Annotated in this window: 19 protein-coding genes and 1 tRNA gene; 7 read left to right on the forward strand and 13 right to left on the reverse strand. The window is 64.8% G+C overall.

Features of this window, described 5'->3' with window-relative positions; all coding sequences use genetic code 11:
- Nucleotides 1-145 precede the first annotated feature (145 nt).
- Genes P8R33_RS00835 through P8R33_RS00855 form a run of 5 tightly spaced genes read left to right on the forward strand, consistent with a single transcriptional unit; the run spans nucleotide 146 to nucleotide 5396 of the window.
- Nucleotides 146-1789, forward strand: a complete 1644-nt coding sequence (locus tag P8R33_RS00835) for a putative bifunctional diguanylate cyclase/phosphodiesterase (RefSeq protein ID WP_278327098.1) — start codon at nucleotides 146-148, stop codon at nucleotides 1787-1789.
- 52 nt (nucleotides 1790-1841) lie between these two features.
- Entirely contained in the window at nucleotides 1842-2651 is an 810-nt protein-coding gene (gene dapF / locus P8R33_RS00840; RefSeq protein WP_278327908.1) for a diaminopimelate epimerase, read from the forward strand.
- Nucleotides 2648-3823: a MiaB/RimO family radical SAM methylthiotransferase gene (locus P8R33_RS00845; RefSeq protein WP_278327099.1), complete on the forward strand. Its 1176-nt coding sequence runs from the start codon at nucleotides 2648-2650 to the stop codon at nucleotides 3821-3823. The genes dapF and P8R33_RS00845 overlap by 4 nt, the downstream gene beginning before the upstream one ends.
- Nucleotides 3820-4746, forward strand: coding sequence for a signal recognition particle-docking protein FtsY (ftsY, locus tag P8R33_RS00850; protein WP_278327100.1), 927 nt, complete (start codon nucleotides 3820-3822; stop codon nucleotides 4744-4746). The genes P8R33_RS00845 and ftsY overlap by 4 nt, the downstream gene beginning before the upstream one ends.
- The gene (locus tag P8R33_RS00855) at nucleotides 4746-5396 is read left to right on the forward strand and encodes an inner membrane-spanning protein YciB (protein ID WP_278327101.1); all 651 of its coding nucleotides are present in this window, start codon (nucleotides 4746-4748) and stop codon (nucleotides 5394-5396) included. The genes ftsY and P8R33_RS00855 overlap by 1 nt, the downstream gene beginning before the upstream one ends.
- A 50-nt stretch (nucleotides 5397-5446) precedes the next feature.
- On the opposite strand, the gene P8R33_RS00860 is transcribed toward P8R33_RS00855, so the two are convergent.
- From P8R33_RS00860 to P8R33_RS00910, 11 genes are all read right to left on the reverse strand, one after another.
- The gene (locus P8R33_RS00860; protein WP_278327102.1) at nucleotides 5447-6130 is read right to left on the reverse strand and encodes a DUF6445 family protein; all 684 of its coding nucleotides are present in this window, start codon (nucleotides 6128-6130) and stop codon (nucleotides 5447-5449) included.
- Nucleotides 6131-6187: 57 nt separating this feature from the next.
- Nucleotides 6188-8134 carry a potassium transporter Kup gene (locus P8R33_RS00865; protein WP_278327103.1) on the reverse strand — a complete coding sequence of 649 codons (1947 nt, stop codon included), beginning with the start codon at nucleotides 8132-8134 and terminating at the stop codon, nucleotides 6188-6190.
- A gap of 119 nt (nucleotides 8135-8253) precedes the next feature.
- Entirely contained in the window at nucleotides 8254-8910 is a 657-nt protein-coding gene (locus tag P8R33_RS00870) for a tetratricopeptide repeat protein (protein ID WP_278327104.1), read from the reverse strand.
- On the reverse strand, nucleotides 8907-9317 hold the full coding sequence (locus P8R33_RS00875; protein WP_278327105.1) for a cytochrome c-type biogenesis protein: 411 nt from the start codon (nucleotides 9315-9317) through the stop codon (nucleotides 8907-8909). The genes P8R33_RS00870 and P8R33_RS00875 overlap by 4 nt, the downstream gene beginning before the upstream one ends.
- Nucleotides 9314-9838: a DsbE family thiol:disulfide interchange protein gene (locus P8R33_RS00880; protein WP_278327106.1), complete on the reverse strand. Its 525-nt coding sequence runs from the start codon at nucleotides 9836-9838 to the stop codon at nucleotides 9314-9316. The genes P8R33_RS00875 and P8R33_RS00880 overlap by 4 nt, the downstream gene beginning before the upstream one ends.
- Complete coding sequence (locus tag P8R33_RS00885; protein ID WP_278327107.1) at nucleotides 9835-11790, reverse strand: heme lyase CcmF/NrfE family subunit; 1956 nt, start codon at nucleotides 11788-11790, stop codon at nucleotides 9835-9837. The genes P8R33_RS00880 and P8R33_RS00885 overlap by 4 nt, the downstream gene beginning before the upstream one ends.
- Nucleotides 11787-12257 carry a cytochrome c maturation protein CcmE gene (ccmE, locus tag P8R33_RS00890; protein WP_278327108.1) on the reverse strand — a complete coding sequence of 157 codons (471 nt, stop codon included), beginning with the start codon at nucleotides 12255-12257 and terminating at the stop codon, nucleotides 11787-11789. The genes P8R33_RS00885 and ccmE overlap by 4 nt, the downstream gene beginning before the upstream one ends.
- Nucleotides 12254-12394, reverse strand: coding sequence for a hypothetical protein (locus P8R33_RS00895; protein ID WP_278327109.1), 141 nt, complete (start codon nucleotides 12392-12394; stop codon nucleotides 12254-12256). The genes ccmE and P8R33_RS00895 overlap by 4 nt, the downstream gene beginning before the upstream one ends.
- Complete coding sequence (ccmC, locus tag P8R33_RS00900) at nucleotides 12394-13116, reverse strand: heme ABC transporter permease CcmC (RefSeq protein WP_278327110.1); 723 nt, start codon at nucleotides 13114-13116, stop codon at nucleotides 12394-12396. Before ccmC ends, P8R33_RS00895 begins: the two co-directional genes overlap by 1 nt.
- A gap of 60 nt (nucleotides 13117-13176) precedes the next feature.
- Nucleotides 13177-14244, reverse strand: coding sequence for a Leu/Phe/Val dehydrogenase (locus P8R33_RS00905; RefSeq protein ID WP_278327111.1), 1068 nt, complete (start codon nucleotides 14242-14244; stop codon nucleotides 13177-13179).
- Between the two features lie 52 nt (nucleotides 14245-14296).
- A tRNA-His gene (locus tag P8R33_RS00910) sits at nucleotides 14297-14373 on the reverse strand.
- Between the two features lie 193 nt (nucleotides 14374-14566).
- Here P8R33_RS00910 and P8R33_RS00915 point away from each other — a divergent pair.
- Together P8R33_RS00915 and P8R33_RS00920 are read left to right on the forward strand one after the other, a co-directional pair.
- The gene (locus P8R33_RS00915; RefSeq protein ID WP_278327112.1) at nucleotides 14567-15202 is read left to right on the forward strand and encodes a prolyl hydroxylase family protein; all 636 of its coding nucleotides are present in this window, start codon (nucleotides 14567-14569) and stop codon (nucleotides 15200-15202) included.
- A complete protein-coding gene (locus P8R33_RS00920; RefSeq protein ID WP_278327113.1) occupies nucleotides 15199-15513 on the forward strand; it encodes a hypothetical protein in 315 nt (104 codons plus the stop codon). The genes P8R33_RS00915 and P8R33_RS00920 overlap by 4 nt, the downstream gene beginning before the upstream one ends.
- Nucleotides 15514-15578: 65 nt before the next feature.
- Here the strand turns inward: P8R33_RS00920 and rpmE are convergent, their stop codons facing one another.
- The gene (gene rpmE / locus P8R33_RS00925; RefSeq protein ID WP_278327114.1) at nucleotides 15579-15806 is read right to left on the reverse strand and encodes a 50S ribosomal protein L31; all 228 of its coding nucleotides are present in this window, start codon (nucleotides 15804-15806) and stop codon (nucleotides 15579-15581) included.
- 94 nt (nucleotides 15807-15900) lie between these two features.
- On the reverse strand, nucleotides 15901-16359 hold the full coding sequence (gene fabZ / locus P8R33_RS00930; RefSeq protein WP_278327115.1) for a 3-hydroxyacyl-ACP dehydratase FabZ: 459 nt from the start codon (nucleotides 16357-16359) through the stop codon (nucleotides 15901-15903).
- Nucleotides 16360-16363: the final 4 nt, after the last annotated feature.

The raw sequence follows: 16363 nt of genomic DNA on the forward strand, positions 1-16363 counted from the left end.
GCCGTGACCAGACCCGCGACCCGAAACTGCGAGGTTAACCGCTTCTTAGGGTGCGCCCGATAGTTCGATCAGATCGAATTCTTGGGGGTCCTAATTGTCTGAACAATCGTCAGCGTCGTCGAAGGCAGAACGCGCCGGTCGCGCTGTGCTGCCCGCGACACGCAAGCACGATATAGTCACGCTCGGTATCGCGCTGGCCGCGATCATCCTTTTCGTCGGCACCGCTGGCGTCGTCCTACCGACTCTCATCCGCGCCTTCCAAGGTGCAGCGCCATCGCCCGATCTCGCACTGACGAATGCGCTGCTCCTCAACATCGCGCTCATTCTCCTCGGCTGGAACCGCTACAAGGCCCTGACAGCAGAGCTCGCGCGCCGCTGCGCATCCGAGGAAGAGGCGCGCCGTCTCGCCGACATGGATCACCTGACAGGCTGCTTCAACCGCCGTAGCCTGACCGTCGCCCTCGCCGATCTGCTGGCCGAGAAAGCCCATCGCGAACGCGCGTTGGCAGCTGTCGCTGTCGACCTCGATAATTTCAAGCAGATCAACGATCTCAACGGGCACCTTGCCGGAGACGAGGTGCTGCAAGCGATCGCGCGCCGGATACAGCGCCTTATGCCCGAGGGTGGCCTGCTGGCGCGCCTGGGCGGCGACGAATTCCTGTGTGTCGTCCCCTATCACCCGCAGGTTCCCGACCGGATCGACCAGCTTGCCTCGCGTATGATCGAAAGCGTCGCCGTGCCGGTCGATCACGAAGGCAATTCGATCGACGTCACGATTTCCGTTGGCATCGCATCGAGCACCCAGCTGGATCTTACCGGTCAGGGCACCGTCTCGGCCCAGAAGCTGATGCACAAGGCGGATATCGCCATGTATCACGCCAAGAAGCAGGGCAAGAACCGCTTCTTCTGGTTCGAACCGCCGATGGAAAACGAGCTGCGCTTCCGCAACGAGCTGGAAACGGGCATTCGCCGCGGCATCGCGCAGGGCGAATTCCGGCCCTATTACGAACAGCAGGTGGACCTCGAAACGGGCGAACTGACAGGCTTCGAAATGCTGGCCCGCTGGGACTCGCCCGAACTCGGCGTGATCGGCCCCGACATCTTCATTCCGATCGCCGAGGAGATCGGCGTCATCGGCGAAATGAGCGAGCGATTGATTTCGCAGGCGTTCGAGGATGCCAAGCAGTGGGCGCCGGAACTGACGTTGTCGGTCAATATCTCGCCCGTGCAGATGCGCGATCCGTGGTTCGCGCAGAAGCTGCTCAAGCTGATGGTGAAGCACAATTTCCTGCCCAACCGTCTGGACATCGAAATCACCGAAAGCTGCCTGCACGAGAATATCGGCATGGTCCGCTCGATGATCACCTCGCTGCGGAACCAGGGCGTGCATGTCAGCCTCGACGATTTCGGGACCGGCTATTCCAGTCTCTCGCAACTTCGTACCCTGCCCTTCGACCGGCTCAAGATCGACCGCGCCTTCATTTCGGAGCTGACCGACGAGGCGCATGGCGGCAAGCTAGTCGATGCGATCATCTCGATGGGCGACGGGCTCAAGCTGCCGATCACGGCCGAGGGCGTGGAGAACGAGCAGGTGCTCGAGGCGCTGAAGGCGATGGGCAAACTCAAGGGCCAAGGCTATCACTATGGCCGCCCCGAACCTGCCGACAAGGTGCTCGAGCGCCTGCAAAGGCAAGGACGCCTGTCCGAGGAAGAGGCGAGCAACGTAGCAGCGGTCGATTTCGGCGACAGGGGCTCTCCGGAACCCGAAAGCGACGCACGGGCCAGCTAGGCGGCCCTGCACACTGGACGCTGCGGCTGCCAGTGCATAGATGCGCGGCATCATGCGCGTCGAATTCTCCAAGATGCACGGTCTCGGCAACGACTTCATCGTGCTCGATGCGCGCGAGGTCAGCTTGCCTGCCATCGACACCACTGTCGCGCGTGCGCTGGCGGACCGGCGTACGGGGATCGGTTGCGACCAGCTGATCGTGCTGGAGCCGAGCGAGACTGCGGACTTCCGTATGCGCATCTTCAATCAGGATGGCGGCGAGGTCGGGGCCTGCGGCAATGCCAGCCGCGCGGTGGCCCTCCTGCATGGCTCTGCGGCGAGCGTCGAGACGTCGGGCGGCACGATCAGGGTGGAACCGACGGAGAATGGCGCCAGCGTCGACATGGGCGAGCCGCGCTTCGACTGGGACGCCATCCCGCTCGAATACGCAATGGACACGGCTACGATGCCGGTCGGCTGGGACGGCCTCGACCAGCCGGGCGCGGTCAATGTCGGCAATCCGCATGTGATCTTTTTCGTCGAGGATACCGGAGCTGTGCCCCTCGACAGGATAGGCCCGGAGATCGAGACCGATCCGCTGTTTCCAGAGCGCGTTAACGTGAACGTGGCGACGATCGAGAGCCGTACTCACATCCGCCTGTGCGTCTGGGAGCGCGGCGCAGGCCTCACCCGCGCCTGCGGCACCGGCGCGTGCGCCACTGCGGTCCACGCAATGCGACGCGGCCTCGTCGAGCGCGAGGTGACCGTCACCCTGCCCGGCGGCGATCTCCTGATCGTGTGGGGCGAGGATAATCGCATTCGCATGACCGGTCCCGCGACCGAAAGCTATCGCGGCAGTTTCGAATGGAGCGACTTCGCGTGAGCGAAGCGCAGGTCATTTCGCTCGGCTGCCGGCTCAACATTTCCGAGAGCGAGCAGATCCGCGCGATGCTGGCGCAGGAGCGCGACATCGTGGTCGTCAATAGCTGCGCCGTAACCAGCGAGGCCGTGCGCCAGACGCGACAGGCGATCCGCCGCGCGCGCCGCGCCAACCCGCATGCCCGCCTGTTGGTGACCGGCTGCGCCGCCGATATCGAGCGCGATCAACTCGCCGCCATGCCCGAAGTGGATGGCTTGGTAGCCAACACCGCGAAGCTCGATGCGCGAGCCTGGAACGTGCCGGTCGACACGCCGCCGGTCCCGCAGGATCGCACTCGCGCCTTCATCGCGGTCCAGAACGGCTGCGACCATGCCTGCACCTTTTGCGTGATCCCGCAGGGCCGCGGGCCGAGCCGCTCGCTGACCATTCCGCAGGTGCTGGCCGAAGTGGAGCGGCACTTGGCCCATGGCGCGCCGGAGATCGTGATAACCGGCGTCGATGTGACGTCCTGGGGCCACGATTTGCTCGACACGCCGCCGCTTGGCGCCCTGGTGCAGGCGGTGCTCGACACCTTCCCCGACCTCCAGCGCCTGCGCATGTCCTCGCTCGACGGGATCGAGATCGATCCGCTGCTGTTCGAGCTGTTCGCGAGCGAGGAGCGTCTGATGCCGCACCTGCACCTCTCGCTGCAACACGGGCACGATTTGATCCTCAAGCGGATGAAGCGGCGGCACTTGCGCGATGATGCGGTGGACCTCGTTCAGCGCCTGAAGGACAAACGCCCGGACATCGCCATCGGCGCGGACCTCATCGCCGGTTTCCCGACCGAGACCGAGAAACACCACGCAGCCAATCTCGCCATTATCCGCGAGCTGGGCATCGTCTACGCCCACATCTTCCCCTATTCGCCCCGTCCCGGCACGCCCGCTGCGCGAATGCCTCAAGTCGACCGCGCCATCGTGAAGCGACGCGCTGCCGAACTGCGCGCTGTCGCCTGCACGACGCGCGACGCGTGGCTGGCATCGCTCGTCGATAAGCCGCACAGCGTCCTCGCCGAGCGCGACGGAACGGGCTACACACCGCACTTCGCAAGAGTTTCCGTGCCCCAAGGCACACGCGCCGGTGACATCCTTACCGTGACGCCCACCCGAGACGAGAACGGCCTGCTGCTATGAGCGACAAACCCAGCTGGACAGAGCGCCTGTTCGGCGGCTTCCGCAAGACTTCCGAAAAGCTGACCAGCAACCTCACGGAAGTGGTCGGCACCGCCAAGCTCGACGATGCGACGCTGGACGATGTCGAGGATGCGCTGATCCTCTCCGATCTCGGCCCCAGCGCCGCCGCTCGCATCCGCGAAAAGCTGCGCGAGAAGCGCTTCGGGCTCGAGATCAGCGAGGCCGAGCTCAAGGAAGCCGTCGCCGAGGAAATCGCCGCGATCCTGCGCACGGTGGCCAAGCCGCTCGAAATCACCGCCTTCCCGCGCCCGCAGGTGCTGCTGGTGATCGGCGTCAACGGCAGCGGCAAGACCACCACTATCGCGAAGCTCGCTCACCTGTTCCAGGAGGACGATTACGCCGTCATGCTGGCCGCGGGCGACACCTTCCGCGCCGCCGCGATCGGCCAGCTGCAGACCTGGGCCGATCGCATCGACGTGCCGATCGTGCGCGGCCCCGAAGGCGGCGATCCCGCCTCGATCGTCTTCGACGCGGTCAAGCAGGCGACCGACATCGGCACCGATGTGCTGATCGTCGACACGGCAGGACGCCTGCAGAACAAGCGCGAATTGATGGACGAGTTGGCGAAAATCCGGAAAGTCCTCGGCCGCCTCAACCCCGAAGCGCCGCATGACGTGGTGCTGGTGCTCGACGCGACCAACGGCCAGAACGCTCTCAGCCAGATCGACGTGTTCAAGGAGGTCGCAGGCGTGACCGGCCTGGTTATGACCAAGCTCGACGGCACGGCACGCGGCGGCGTGCTGGTGCAGGCGGCGGAACAATATGGCCTGCCGATCCATGCTATCGGTGTCGGCGAGAAGATCGACGACTTGCGGCCCTTCGACCCGGATCTGGTGGCTCGCGTGATTGCAGGGGTGGCGTGATGACCGAAGCCGATTCCAAGGCCAAGCCCAAGTCCGGCTGGCTCAATATCCTCGTCGATTACGGCCCGCTGCTGGTCTTCCTCGGCGTCTACAAGTTCTACCAGCCGCCCGCCGATTCCACCTTCGGAGAGATCGCGGCGGTAATCTACGGCACCATCGCCTTCATGATCGCCGCCGTCGTCGCGCTGGTCTTTAGCAAATTCAAGTTCGGGCATGTCAGCCCAATGCTGATCCTCTCGACCGCGCTGATCGTGGGCTTCGGCGGCCTGACCATCTGGTTACAGGACGAGCGTTTCATCCAGCTTAAGCCGACCGCGATCTACCTGCTGTTCGGCGTGCTGCTGGTCGGCGGCTGGCTGCGCGGCAAGGCGCTGCTCCAGATCCTGCTCGAGGCTGCGTTCGAGGGCGTCGACCGCGAAGGCTGGCTCAAGCTCTCGCGCAACTGGGGCTTCTTCTTCTTCGCGCTGGCCGCGCTGAACGAGGTGCTGGTGCGGGTGATGGACTTCGAAGGCTGGCTCTGGGCCAAGCTGTGGGTGTTCATGCCGCTGAGCTTCCTGTTCACCTTCACCCAGATCCCGATGTTGCTGCGCCACGGCTTCGCGCTGGACGACGCCGAGGAAGTGGCCAAGGACGAGCCGCCGACGGCGTAACGCCTACCTTTCCATCGAAAATCGCGGGGTCGGTTATTTGGATTGCCGCCTTACGCGCCCATGAGGAACATGTTGATGGTCAGCCGACCCTTTGCCGGATCGGCGGACAGGCTCGCGCTTTTCGGTATCACACCGGAGTGGAGCGACCAGCCGCGATAGAGGATGAACCGGTCGGGCTGCGCTTCGATCTCTCCGATCATCTCGTACCGGTCGTTGTCGCCATAATGATAAGCGGGGCCCGGTTCGTCCGAATGGTCCTCGGCTCGCACCGCGTCCTCGTATCTTGCCTGACGTTCAGGGGTGATCGCCTCGAAGCCGGTTGCGCGGTGGCGATAGAAGGCGGTGCCGCCGCTCTCGGGACCGAGCAAATAGTGCATTACCGCGATCAGTCCGGCTTCGGAGCCGTCGTAATGCGGGCGGCGCTGACCGGGCGAGAGATCGTCCGCGCGCTTCGTGACGAGCGAAAACGTCGAAGCTTCGAGCTTGATACCCCGTCTGATTCCGAAAACCTTTTGCAAAACCTCGAACATGAGGCCGCGGCGACGGTCGAGATAAGAGGGATCGGCCCAGGCGCGGATGCCCGGATAGGCGGCACCGCCTGGCTGGTATTCAGCTTTCGTGGCTTGGTCGCGCAGCCTGTCGGCCATCCCGCTGAAGCCGTCGATTACGACCACGGGCTGCCGGTCAGCACCGAACTGGCGAACGTCGATCTGCGGGCGGGTAAGCGTCTGCATGGGGTCGATGGTCCACGGGCCGACCGCCGATGTCAAACGGTAGCTTTCGCCGGAGAGTCAGATCTCGACCTGACTTCCCAACTCGACCACACGATTGGTCGGCAGGCGGAAGAAATCCATCGCGGTTGCGGCATTCCGCAGCATCCACGCGAATATCTTCTCGCGCCAGATCGGCATGCCTGGCTTGTCGCTGGCGAGCAGGGTCTGGCGGCTGAGGAAGAAGCTGGTGTGCATCATGTCGAACTTGCCGCCGCAGCGCTCCATCTCCTTCAGCCCTTCCGGCACGTTCGTCTCTTGCATGAAGCCATAGTGCAGGATCGCGCGGTAGAAGCCATCGCCGAGGTCGTGGATCTCGCAGCGCTTGTCGCTTTCGACATAGGGGCTGTCGGCGATCAGGACGGTCAGGATGATGACCCGTTCGTGCAGCACCTTGTTGTGCTTGATGTTGTGCAGCAGCGCGCTGGGCACTCCAGCGGTCTGGCTGGCCATGAAGATGGCGGTGCCCGGCACGCGGGTGGCGGAGTTCTTGGCGCTCTTGGCGAAAATCTCGATCGGCAATGCCGTCTCGCTCATCCGCTCGCGCATCAGCCTGCGCCCGCGCGCCCAAGTGGTGAGCAGCGTGAAGGCGACGAGGCCGACCACCAGGGGGAACCAGCCGCCATCGGGCACCTTCACGAGGTTTGCGGCAAAATACGCCCCGTCCACGATCAGGAAAAACACCACGATCGGCAGGGCGACCCACCATTTCCACTTCCACACGCCGACGAACAGCACGCCCATCAGGATCGTATCGATCGTTACCGCGCCGGTCACCGCGATGCCGTAAGCCGCGGCGAGGTTGGACGAGGTCTGGAAGGTCAGCACCAGCACGATCACCGCGACCATCAGCGCCCAGTTGATCACCGGAATGTAGATCTGCCCCGCCTCGGTCTCGCTGGTGTGGCGGATCGAGAGGCGCGGCATGAAGCCCAGCTGCATGGCCTGGTGGGTGATGCTGAATGCGCCCGAGATGACGGCTTGGCTGGCGATGAAGGTCGCCATGGTGGCAAGGATCACCAGCGGCAGGCGATATTCTTCGCTCGCCAGCAGGAAGAACGGGTTGCGGACGACTTCGGCCGCCTGCTCGGGAGGCAGCCCCGCAATCATCGCGCCCTGCCCGAAATAGTTGAGCAACAGGCACGGCATAACGAAGCCGAACCAGCTCAAGCGCATCGGGCCGCGCCCGAAGTGGCCCATGTCCGAATACAGCGCTTCGGCCCCGGTCACCGCCAGCACCACCGCGCCCAGCGCAAGGAAGGCGATCACGCCGTCGGTCACGAAGAACATGACCGCATAATAGGGATTGAGCGCCCAGAGGATGTCCGGGTTCTGCACGATCTGGTTGAGCCCCAGCCCGGCGATCACCGCGAAATAGACGATCATCACCGGCGCGAAAAGCGCCCCCACCTTGGCCGTGCCGCGTGCCTGCAGCAGGAACAGTCCAACCAGCAGGACCAGGGCGATGGGGATCACCAACGGGTCGAGCCGGTGATCGACCACCGTCAGGCCCTCGACCGCTGAAAGCACCGAGATTGCGGGCGTGATCATGCTGTCGCCGTAGAACAGCGAGGTCGCGAACACGCCAAGTAGCACCACCAGCCAGGCGTATTTCGTCTGTCCGATATGGCGGCTGATCAGCGCGAGCAGGGCAAGGCTGCCCCCCTGCCCCTTGTTGTCCGCGCGCATCAGGATCGTGACGTACTGGATCGCCACGACAACCGTCATCGACCAGAAGATCAGGCTGACCACGCCCAGCACATGCATCCGGTCGATGGCGATGCCGACCGACCCGGAGAAGGTCTCGCGGAAGGCATATAGCGGGCTGGTGCCGATGTCGCCGAAGACGACGCCGATTGCACCGACTGCCAGGGCCGTGCGCGATGCGCCGCCATGGCCATTGCCGTGGCCGCCGGTGGAGGGAGCACCCTCGGGCACCGGGTCCTGGACGGTTGCGCTATCGCTCATGAGGAAAAGATGTCCGGCCGCATTGCGTCATTCGCCTGAATGGCAGGGCACTGCCCCGCGCAGGGCGCGCCGATTAGCAGCATGGCTGCCCGCCCGCAATACGGTGCCGCACGACTGTCTCATTCGGCTGCTTCGGCTTCTTCGGCGGCCGAAGAGATGCCGAGCAGGCCGTCGAGCCGCGCGATGCGTTCGGCCAGCAGCGGGCGCCAGTCGGCGTCCTCAGGCGCCTCCGCCAGCAGCTCCACCCAGAGTTCGCGCGTGCGCTGCGGTTCACCGGCCCGCAGCCATGCGAGGCCGAGGAAATAGATCGGCGCCGGGTTGCCGCGCCCGACCGCGTCGGCACGTTCGTAGGCGTTGAGGGCCGCCGGGGTCAGCTGCCCCTCGGCATGCTCAACCAGCGAGTTGCCCAGCGCCAGCCAGGCTTCTGAATCGTTCGGGTTCTCGGCGAGGGCGTTGCTAAGGAAACGCGCCGACTGGTCGAACTGGCCGCGGCGCGCGAAGGCATCGGCGGTCACCACGAAGCGGGAGGGTAGCACGCCCTCGGCATAGAATTCGCGCCGGGCCTGCACCATGGCCTCGCCCGATCGCGCGGTTTCGCCTCCGGTTGCGACGCGAGGCGCGCCCGCCTGCCCGGGCGAACCCTGAATCGCATAGCCCGCCAGCCCGAAAAGGAGCGCGGCCCCGAATAGCGCCCAAACGCTGCGCGGCAGCTTCAGCAGGAAGACGGCCCCGGCGAAGGTCAACAGCGCCAGCAGCAGGATCGGCACCCAGCTCACGATGCGCGCCTCCGCAGGCGGCTTGCCAGCACCGCAGCCGCGATCAGCACCAGCAGCGCGGGGATGGCGAACAGCGGCCAGGTTACAGCGCTTACCTCGGGCCGATAGCTGACGTAATCGCCATAGCGCTGGACCAGCCACGCGCGCACCGCCTCCGGGTCTTCGCCAGCCGCGATGCGAATGCGGACCTGATGCCGCATGTCGCCCGCCATCGGTGCATCGCTATCGGCGATGGACTGCGACTGGCACTTCAAGCAGCGCAGCGTCTCCATGAGGTCCTGCGCGGCAGCCTCCTGCGCCGGGTCGTCGAGCTGGCGATAGGCGAAGGGTGCGGGAGGCATGCTGTCTTGCGCGGCAAGCGGCAACGCAAGGCTCAACGCGAGCAGACAGAGCGCCAACCGGCTCATCGCGCCTTCTCCAGTTCGGCCAAAAGCGTCGGCACATCGCGTTCGCGAATATCGCCGAGGTGCTGGTAGCGGATGATGCCCCGGCCATCGATGACGAAAGTCTCGGGCACCCCCGACGAGCCGATCGCCAGCTGGACTTCCGACAAATCGTCGCGCGCGATACGCGTGTAGGGGTTGCCATGCTGCGCCAGAAAGCGCGCCACATCCTCGGGCCGGTCGCGGATCGCGATGCCGACGATGGGCACACCCGCCTCCTTCAGCCGCTCCAGCTGCGGCGCTTCGGCAATGCACGGCAGGCACCAGCTGGCCCAGATATTGAGCAAGCGGGGCGTCCCGTCCTTGAAGTCGGTAGTCGCGGCACCACTTGCGCCCTCGGTCGCGGGCGGAAGGTCGAAATAGGGCAGCGCCTCGCCGATCATCCCGCTCTCGACGAAATCGTCCTTCGGCTGGGTCAGCTGGTAGGCGGCCAGGCCAAGGAACCCAGCGAACAGGAACAGCGGAAGCCACACGCGCCAGCTCATGCCATCGCCTCCATCTCCGCGCGCCGCTCGACGATCCGCCGGGCGATGCGCCGTCGCCGGATGTCTGCGATCACGCGACCGACCAGCGCAAGCGCGCCGCCCAACGCGACCAGCAGGCCGCCGTACCAGATCAGCGTGACGAGCGGCTTCCACCACAACCGCAGCTGCCAGCGGCCATCCAGCGTCCGGTCGCCGATGACGGCATAGAGCTGGCCATTCCACCGCGTCGACAGCGCGCTCTCGGTGGTTTCCTGCGGCGGTGCCCAGAACCGCCGCGCCTGCGGATTGAGCATGACCGGCTCGGCTCCGTCATAGCTCGCTGTCAGGCGACCCTCGATGGCCGTCCAGTTGGGCCCTGCGACCGGCATCACCTCGCTCAGCGTCACGGTCCAGGGGCCGACCTGCGTGCTCTGTCCTGCCTCGACTGCCGCGAGACGTTCCTTCGAGAAAGCGCTTTCGCTCGCCATGCCGATCAGGGCCACGGCGATACCGAAATGGGCAACGATCATACCCCACGTCGCCAGAGGAACGCGCTTCAGATTGCGGCCCCGCAGCGGGAGGAAGCTGGCCACGCCAAGTCCGATCCCGAGGGCGAGCCCTAGCAAGGGCAGGATCGCGACGCCGGTGACGAAGCCGAAGAATATCAGCGATACGAGCACGAGCGCCGCGAACAGCGCCAGCTCTGGCCGGATGCGCTCCAGCCGGTCCTGGCGCCAGCGCAGCAGCGGTCCCACGGCCATGACCAGCAGCATGGGAACGACGAAAATCGCCGAAACCGGATTGAAATAAGGCGGGCCGACGGACACGCGCATGTCGAAGGCTTCGGTCAGCAGCGGATAGAGCGTGCCGAGCAGCACAATCGCAAGAATGGCGCTCAACATCACATTGTTAAACACCAGCGCACCCTCTCGGCTGGTCGCTGTAAAGCGCTGACCTTCATTGATCGTATTGGCGCGCAGGGCGAACAGCAACAGCGCGCCGCCGATGAAGAGGCCCAGCAGCACGAGGATAAAGCTCCCCCGTTCCGGGTCGACGGCGAAGGCGTGGACGCTGGTGAGAATGCCGGAGCGCACGAGGAACGTCCCCACCATGCTCATCGAGAATGCAACCACGCCGAGCATGATCGTCCACACGCGCAGGGCATCGCGGCTGGCGAGGACGCTGGTCGAATGCAGCAAAGCCGTCGCGGCCAGCCAGGGCATAAGCGAGGCATTCTCGACCGGATCCCAGAACCAGTACCCGCCCCAGCCAAGCTCGTAATAGGCCCAATAAGACCCAGCCACGATGCCGAGCGTCAGGAACACCCATGCCCCAAGCACCCAGGGCCGCATCGCACTGGCGAAATCCGGCGTGACTTGCCGCGTCAGCAGTGCGCCGACGGCGAAGCTGAAGGCGACCGAGAGGCCGACATAGCCCATGTACAGCGTCGGCGGATGGAAGGCGAGGCCCAGGTCCTGGAGCAGCGGATTGAGGCCAAGGCCCTCCGGCGCGGGCACCGGCAATCGCTCGAATGGATTGGAACTCAGGATCAGGAAGGCATAGAAGCCCAGCGAAACGAGGCCCTGCGCCGCCAGTGTCGCCTGCATCGTGCGCTCCGGCAGGCGCCTTTCTGCAAGCGCGATAAGCCCGCCCGAGAGCGACATCACCGTCACCCACAACAGCATGGAGCCTTCGTGGTTGCCCCATGCACCGGAAAGCTTGAACACCAGCGGCTTTAATGAATGGGAGTTGGCTGCAACCAGCTTCACCGAGAGATCGGTGATGGCGAACAGCCACAACAGCATGGCGAAGGCAATGCTGGCGAGCGCGGCCTGCACGACCGCACTCGGCCTTACCAACCTGGCGATCTCGCTCCCCTCGCCGGCGCGAACGGCGAGGAACCCGGCGGCCATCTGAAGCGCGGCAAGCGCGGCGGCGAGCCACAGCGCGGCATGACCGAGTTCGGCGATCATTCGATGCCGACCGTCGTCTCTTCGGCCATCTTCGCGGCCTGCATCTCGCTCATGCCCTCGAGTTCCTTGGGCACGTAATTCTCGTCATGCTTGGCTAGCAAGTTGTCGGCCACGAAGGTGCCGTCGGGGCCGAGCCGTCCCTCGGCAACCACGCCGGAGCCCTCGACAAACAGGTCGGGCGCGATGCCGCTGAAGCGTACCGGAATGCGCGAGCCGTCATTGCCGGTGACTGCAAAGCGCAGCGTCACACCGTCGTTATCGGTCGTAAGCGAACCCTGTTCGACCATGCCTCCCAGCCTCACGGCCTGGCCCACGGCGGGCGGATCGGCCTGCATCTGCTCCGGCAGGTAGAAGTAGTTCGCCTGATTGCGCAGCGCATAGGCAGCCAGCAGCCCCGCGCCGACAAGCGCCACGAGAGCCAGGACCACGAGGATCAGCCGCTGATGCTTGGGTTTGAGCGCGCTCATTTCCGACGGCTTTCCGCGCGGCGACGTTCGGCCCGCTTCATATCGACCCACGCCCAGGCGATCATCGCCAGCGTGCCGACGACCCCCACCGCATAAGCGGCAAGGACGAAATCCCACTGGTCGAGCGCTTCGCGCATCAGACGGCCTCGCTCGCTCGGCGCCGCAGGCGCGCTTCGGCCTGGATGTCGGCCAGCAGCGCTCGCATGCGTGCCAGCACGATCCCGCCGAAGATCAGCGAGAAGCCGACGACTGCGACCAGCAGCGGCGCAAGGTATTCGCCATCGATCGCGCTATTACCCATGGTAATGCTCGGCGGCTGGTGGAGCGAGTTCCACCAGACGACGCTGCGATTGATGATCGGAATGTTGATCGCACCAACCAGCCCGAAGATCGCCGGGATGCGGGCGCTCACTCCCTCACGGGCAGCGGCTTGCGCCAGCGCGATATAGGCGGCGTAGAGGAAGGCCAGCACCAGCATGCTGGTCAGCCTGCCGTCCCATACCCACCAAGTCCCCCAGGTCGGGCGACCCCAGATCGAGCCGGTGACGAGGCAGATCAGCGTGAAGACGAGGCCGGGCACTGCCGCTGCACGCGCGGCAAGTGCCGCGAGCGGGTGCCGCCACACGAGGTATACGAGGCTGGAAATAGCAATTGCGGTCCATCCTCCCATGCCCAGCCATGCTGCGGGCACGTGCAGGAACAGGATGCGCACCGTCTCACCCATCAACCGGTCGGGCGACACCTGCGTCAGCCCCCACCATAGCGCGCCTGCGCTCAGCACGAGCCCTGCCACAAGCAACAGCGGCGTCAGCCAGCTGGCGAGCGTTTGGAACCGTTTGGGATTGGCGAAGCCGTGCATGATGTAAGCCGTGCGCGCGCTTTTACAGGCCCGCGCCTGACCCGCAAGTGAAGATGGTCCCTAAGCGCGCCCGATCAGGCGTTGGGCCATGCGATCGGCGACCTGATCGGGAGAAAGGCCGCTTTCGTCGCTCTCGGTCCAGATCTGCTCGAGACGACCGGGGATTTGCGCAATGCGCTTGCGGACCTCGTTGATGTCGCACGGCGCTTTGTCACACCGGCAGAGGTATTCGAGCGTCACCGAGATGATGCCGCCAGCGTTGATGACATAGTCCGGCGCGTAGAGAATGCCGCGCTCTGCCAGCATGGGGCCATGTTCGGGCCGTCGCAGTTGATTGTTCGCCCCGCCAGCCACGATTTTACAGTCCAGCCGGGCAATCCCTTCGTCGTCGAGCACTGCACCAAGCGCATTCGGACTGAATACGTCGCAGGCAATGGACATGACCGCATCGGGCGCGGCAGTATCGGCACCGAGTTCTGCGGCGAGCGATTCGGCGCGGTCCTGGTTCACGTCCGACAGCGTCAGCTTTGCGCCCTCCTTGGCGAGCAATCGGGCGACTCCGCCACCGACGCTGCCGGTGCCCTGAATCGCGACATGCACGCCTTCGACGCTGTCCTTGCCGAGCTTGTGCTGCACCGCGGCCTTGATGCCGAGGAAGATGCCAAGCGCGGTGAAGGGCCCCGGATCGCCACCCGCGGCGTCCTCGCCCTCGACCGGAAGGCCGGAGACATATTGCGTGCGCTCGGCGACGGCCGCCATGTCGGCTTCGGAGATACCGACGTCCTCGGCGGTCACATACTTGCCGCCGAGACCTTCGACGGCATCGGCGAAAGCGGCGAGCATTTCGGGCGTCTTGCTCTTGTCTTCCGGTGCGAGGATCACGGCCTTGCCGCCGCCCATGGGCAGGCCGGCCATGGCGTTCTTGTAACTCATCCCGCGCGAGAGGCGCAGGGCATCGCGCATGGCATCGCCGGGTTCGGCATAGTGCCAAAAACGCGTGCCGCCCGCGCCGGGGCCGAGATGGGTGGAATGGAGCGCGATAATCGCCGTGAGGCCGCTTTTCCGGTCACGCACGAAATGCACGAGTTCGTGATCGTCGTAGTCCGCTTCGGTCCAGAAAGCCGTCATCGCCAAAATGCCCCTGCAAGCTGTGCGGAGCGGTCTAATCTCGGAGGGAAAATGGGGCGATCGAGGGGTCTCGAACCCCCGACCTCCGGTACCACAAACCGGCGCTCTAACCAACTGAGCTACGATCGCCACAAGCCCCCGGAACCGCCCGGGAAGGGGGCCTGATACGCCCGCACGATTGGGCGTCAACCCGTCCCGTGCAGCGGCGTGGGCCTGTTGCACAACACTCTGCAAATGGGAAGCGAAAAAGCGCGAAGGCGGCACAACGCGCAACATTATGTCGCGACTTGCCTGAAGGCTCGGCTCGGCTAGTCTGCGCTGCATGACGGGGTCGGGCGAATCTTCGGCAGAGCGACTGCTCGCGCAGGACGGCATGCAACGCGTGCCGAACCCGAAGGCCGAGCTGTTCCAGCTACGCGATTTCGTGCCGCCGGAGCTGTGCGCCGAACTGATTGCCCTGATCGAGACGGACCGCCGCCCCTCCACCCTCGCCGATGCGGGCGACGACCATTATTTCCGCACCAGCGAGACCTGCGACCTGTCGGCTGACGAGCCCGCGGTTCAGGCGCTGGAAAACAAGCTCCATGCGCTGACCCGGATCGACCCCGCACATGGCGAGCCGCTGCAGGGCCAGCGCTACGATGTCGGCCAGGAGTTCAAGCCGCATTGCGACTATTTCAATCCCGGCGGGCAGGACTGGGAGAAATACTGCTCGGTCGCCGGCCAGCGGACCTGGACCTTCATGATCTATCTCAACGATGTGGAGGCCGGGGGCGCGACGCGGTTCAAGGCGATCGGCAAGACCTTCCAGCCCGAAGCGGGCAAGCTGCTCGGCTGGAACAACCGCCGCCCCGACGGCCGAGAGAACCCGAACACAATCCATCACGGGATGAAGGTGCGGAAGGGCGTGAAATACGTGATCACGAAGTGGTATCGCGAGAAGGAGTGGGGGTGGTGAGCCGGGAAGGCGTTTGGGGCATCGCTGCAATATTCGGCACAGTTGGCTTGGGTTTTAGTGCCTTCTGGTTTGTGTCCAACTACACGATCTTGCATAATCGACATGACGTCGTGACCGAGGCTCGACTTGTCTGGACTGGAGGCGCAAAACCGATGTCACGCCTCCCTTGGGGCGACTATATCGTGCGGGTTGACGGTGATGCAGGAATCGAAATCACCTGCCGCGATGGAACCGTAACGAACGGTGGCTACGTCACCGGATTGATGGCCGAGGACTACACCGTCACGCGCGACTGCAAAATCATATCGTAACTCAGAATGAAAAAAGGCGGCCCCGCAGGACCGCCCTCTCGAATACGCGCGACTGGCGCGGGTGCTCAGTTCTTCTTGAGCGACAGCCCGCCGAAACGCTTGTTGAAGGCTGCGACGCGGCCGCCTTCCTGAAGCTGCTGCTTGCCGCCGGTCCACGCCGGGTGGCTCGTCGGGTCGATTTCGAGCGTCAGCGTGTCGCCTTCGCTGCCCCAGGTCGAGCGCGTCTGGAATTCGGTGCCATCGGTCATCTTGACCGTGATCATGTGATAATCGGGGTGGCCATCGGTCTTCATGATAGTCGTCCTTTGAGCTTCGGAGCGGTTCCGACCGGTCCAGCTGTGTTTGGGAAAGGCGCGCGCATAGCGGCGAGCGCCGAGATTGGCAACCTTATTCAGGTGCGTCGGCGATCATCGCGGTGAAGCTGACCTCGCAAGTCACTTTGCCCTCGACGCTAGCCTCGCCCGCAAACTTGCAGACGCGCGCGCGTTTCTGGACGAATTCGGCCTTGAGGTCGAGCAGCACGCCCGGCGTCACGGGCGCGCGAAACTTCGCGTTCTCGATCGCCATGAAATAGACGAGCTTGCCCGATCCCGCGAGGCCGAGGCTTTCGACCGCGAGTACGCCCGCAGCCTGCGCGAGTGCCTCGATCTGAAGCACGCCGGGCATGATCGGCGAGCCGGGGAAGTGGCCCTGGAAAAAATCCTCGTTGAAGCTGACCGCCTTGATCGCGTGTATGCGCTCGTCGACGACCAGCTCTTTCACCCGGTCGACCAGGAGCAGGGGATAGCGATGCGGCAGGCGCTTGAGAACCTGCACTACGTCGAAACCGGTCGTTTCCTCGCTCATCGCC

The organism is Qipengyuania flavescens (assembly GCF_029688735.1).
GTDB lineage: Bacteria > Pseudomonadota > Alphaproteobacteria > Sphingomonadales > Sphingomonadaceae > Qipengyuania.

Coding starts and splice junctions, on each gene's coding strand:
- dapF (WP_278327908.1), top strand. CDS start 1,842: ATGCGCGTCGAATTCTCCAAGATGCACGGTCTCGGCAACGACTTCATC.
- ftsY (WP_278327100.1), top strand. CDS start 3,820: ATGAGCGACAAACCCAGCTGGACAGAGCGCCTGTTCGGCGGCTTCCGC.
- P8R33_RS00855 (WP_278327101.1), top strand. CDS start 4,746: ATGACCGAAGCCGATTCCAAGGCCAAGCCCAAGTCCGGCTGGCTCAAT.
- P8R33_RS00860 (WP_278327102.1), bottom strand. CDS start 6,130: ATGCAGACGCTTACCCGCCCGCAGATCGACGTTCGCCAGTTCGGTGCT.
- P8R33_RS00865 (WP_278327103.1), bottom strand. CDS start 8,134: ATGAGCGATAGCGCAACCGTCCAGGACCCGGTGCCCGAGGGTGCTCCC.
- P8R33_RS00875 (WP_278327105.1), bottom strand. CDS start 9,317: ATGAGCCGGTTGGCGCTCTGTCTGCTCGCGTTGAGCCTTGCGTTGCCG.
- P8R33_RS00880 (WP_278327106.1), bottom strand. CDS start 9,838: ATGAGCTGGCGCGTGTGGCTTCCGCTGTTCCTGTTCGCTGGGTTCCTT.
- P8R33_RS00885 (WP_278327107.1), bottom strand. CDS start 11,790: ATGATCGCCGAACTCGGTCATGCCGCGCTGTGGCTCGCCGCCGCGCTT.
- ccmE (WP_278327108.1), bottom strand. CDS start 12,257: ATGAGCGCGCTCAAACCCAAGCATCAGCGGCTGATCCTCGTGGTCCTG.
- P8R33_RS00895 (WP_278327109.1), bottom strand. CDS start 12,394: ATGCGCGAAGCGCTCGACCAGTGGGATTTCGTCCTTGCCGCTTATGCG.
- ccmC (WP_278327110.1), bottom strand. CDS start 13,116: ATGCACGGCTTCGCCAATCCCAAACGGTTCCAAACGCTCGCCAGCTGG.
- P8R33_RS00905 (WP_278327111.1), bottom strand. CDS start 14,244: ATGACGGCTTTCTGGACCGAAGCGGACTACGACGATCACGAACTCGTG.
- P8R33_RS00915 (WP_278327112.1), top strand. CDS start 14,567: ATGACGGGGTCGGGCGAATCTTCGGCAGAGCGACTGCTCGCGCAGGAC.
- rpmE (WP_278327114.1), bottom strand. CDS start 15,806: ATGAAGACCGATGGCCACCCCGATTATCACATGATCACGGTCAAGATG.
- fabZ (WP_278327115.1), bottom strand. CDS start 16,359: ATGAGCGAGGAAACGACCGGTTTCGACGTAGTGCAGGTTCTCAAGCGC.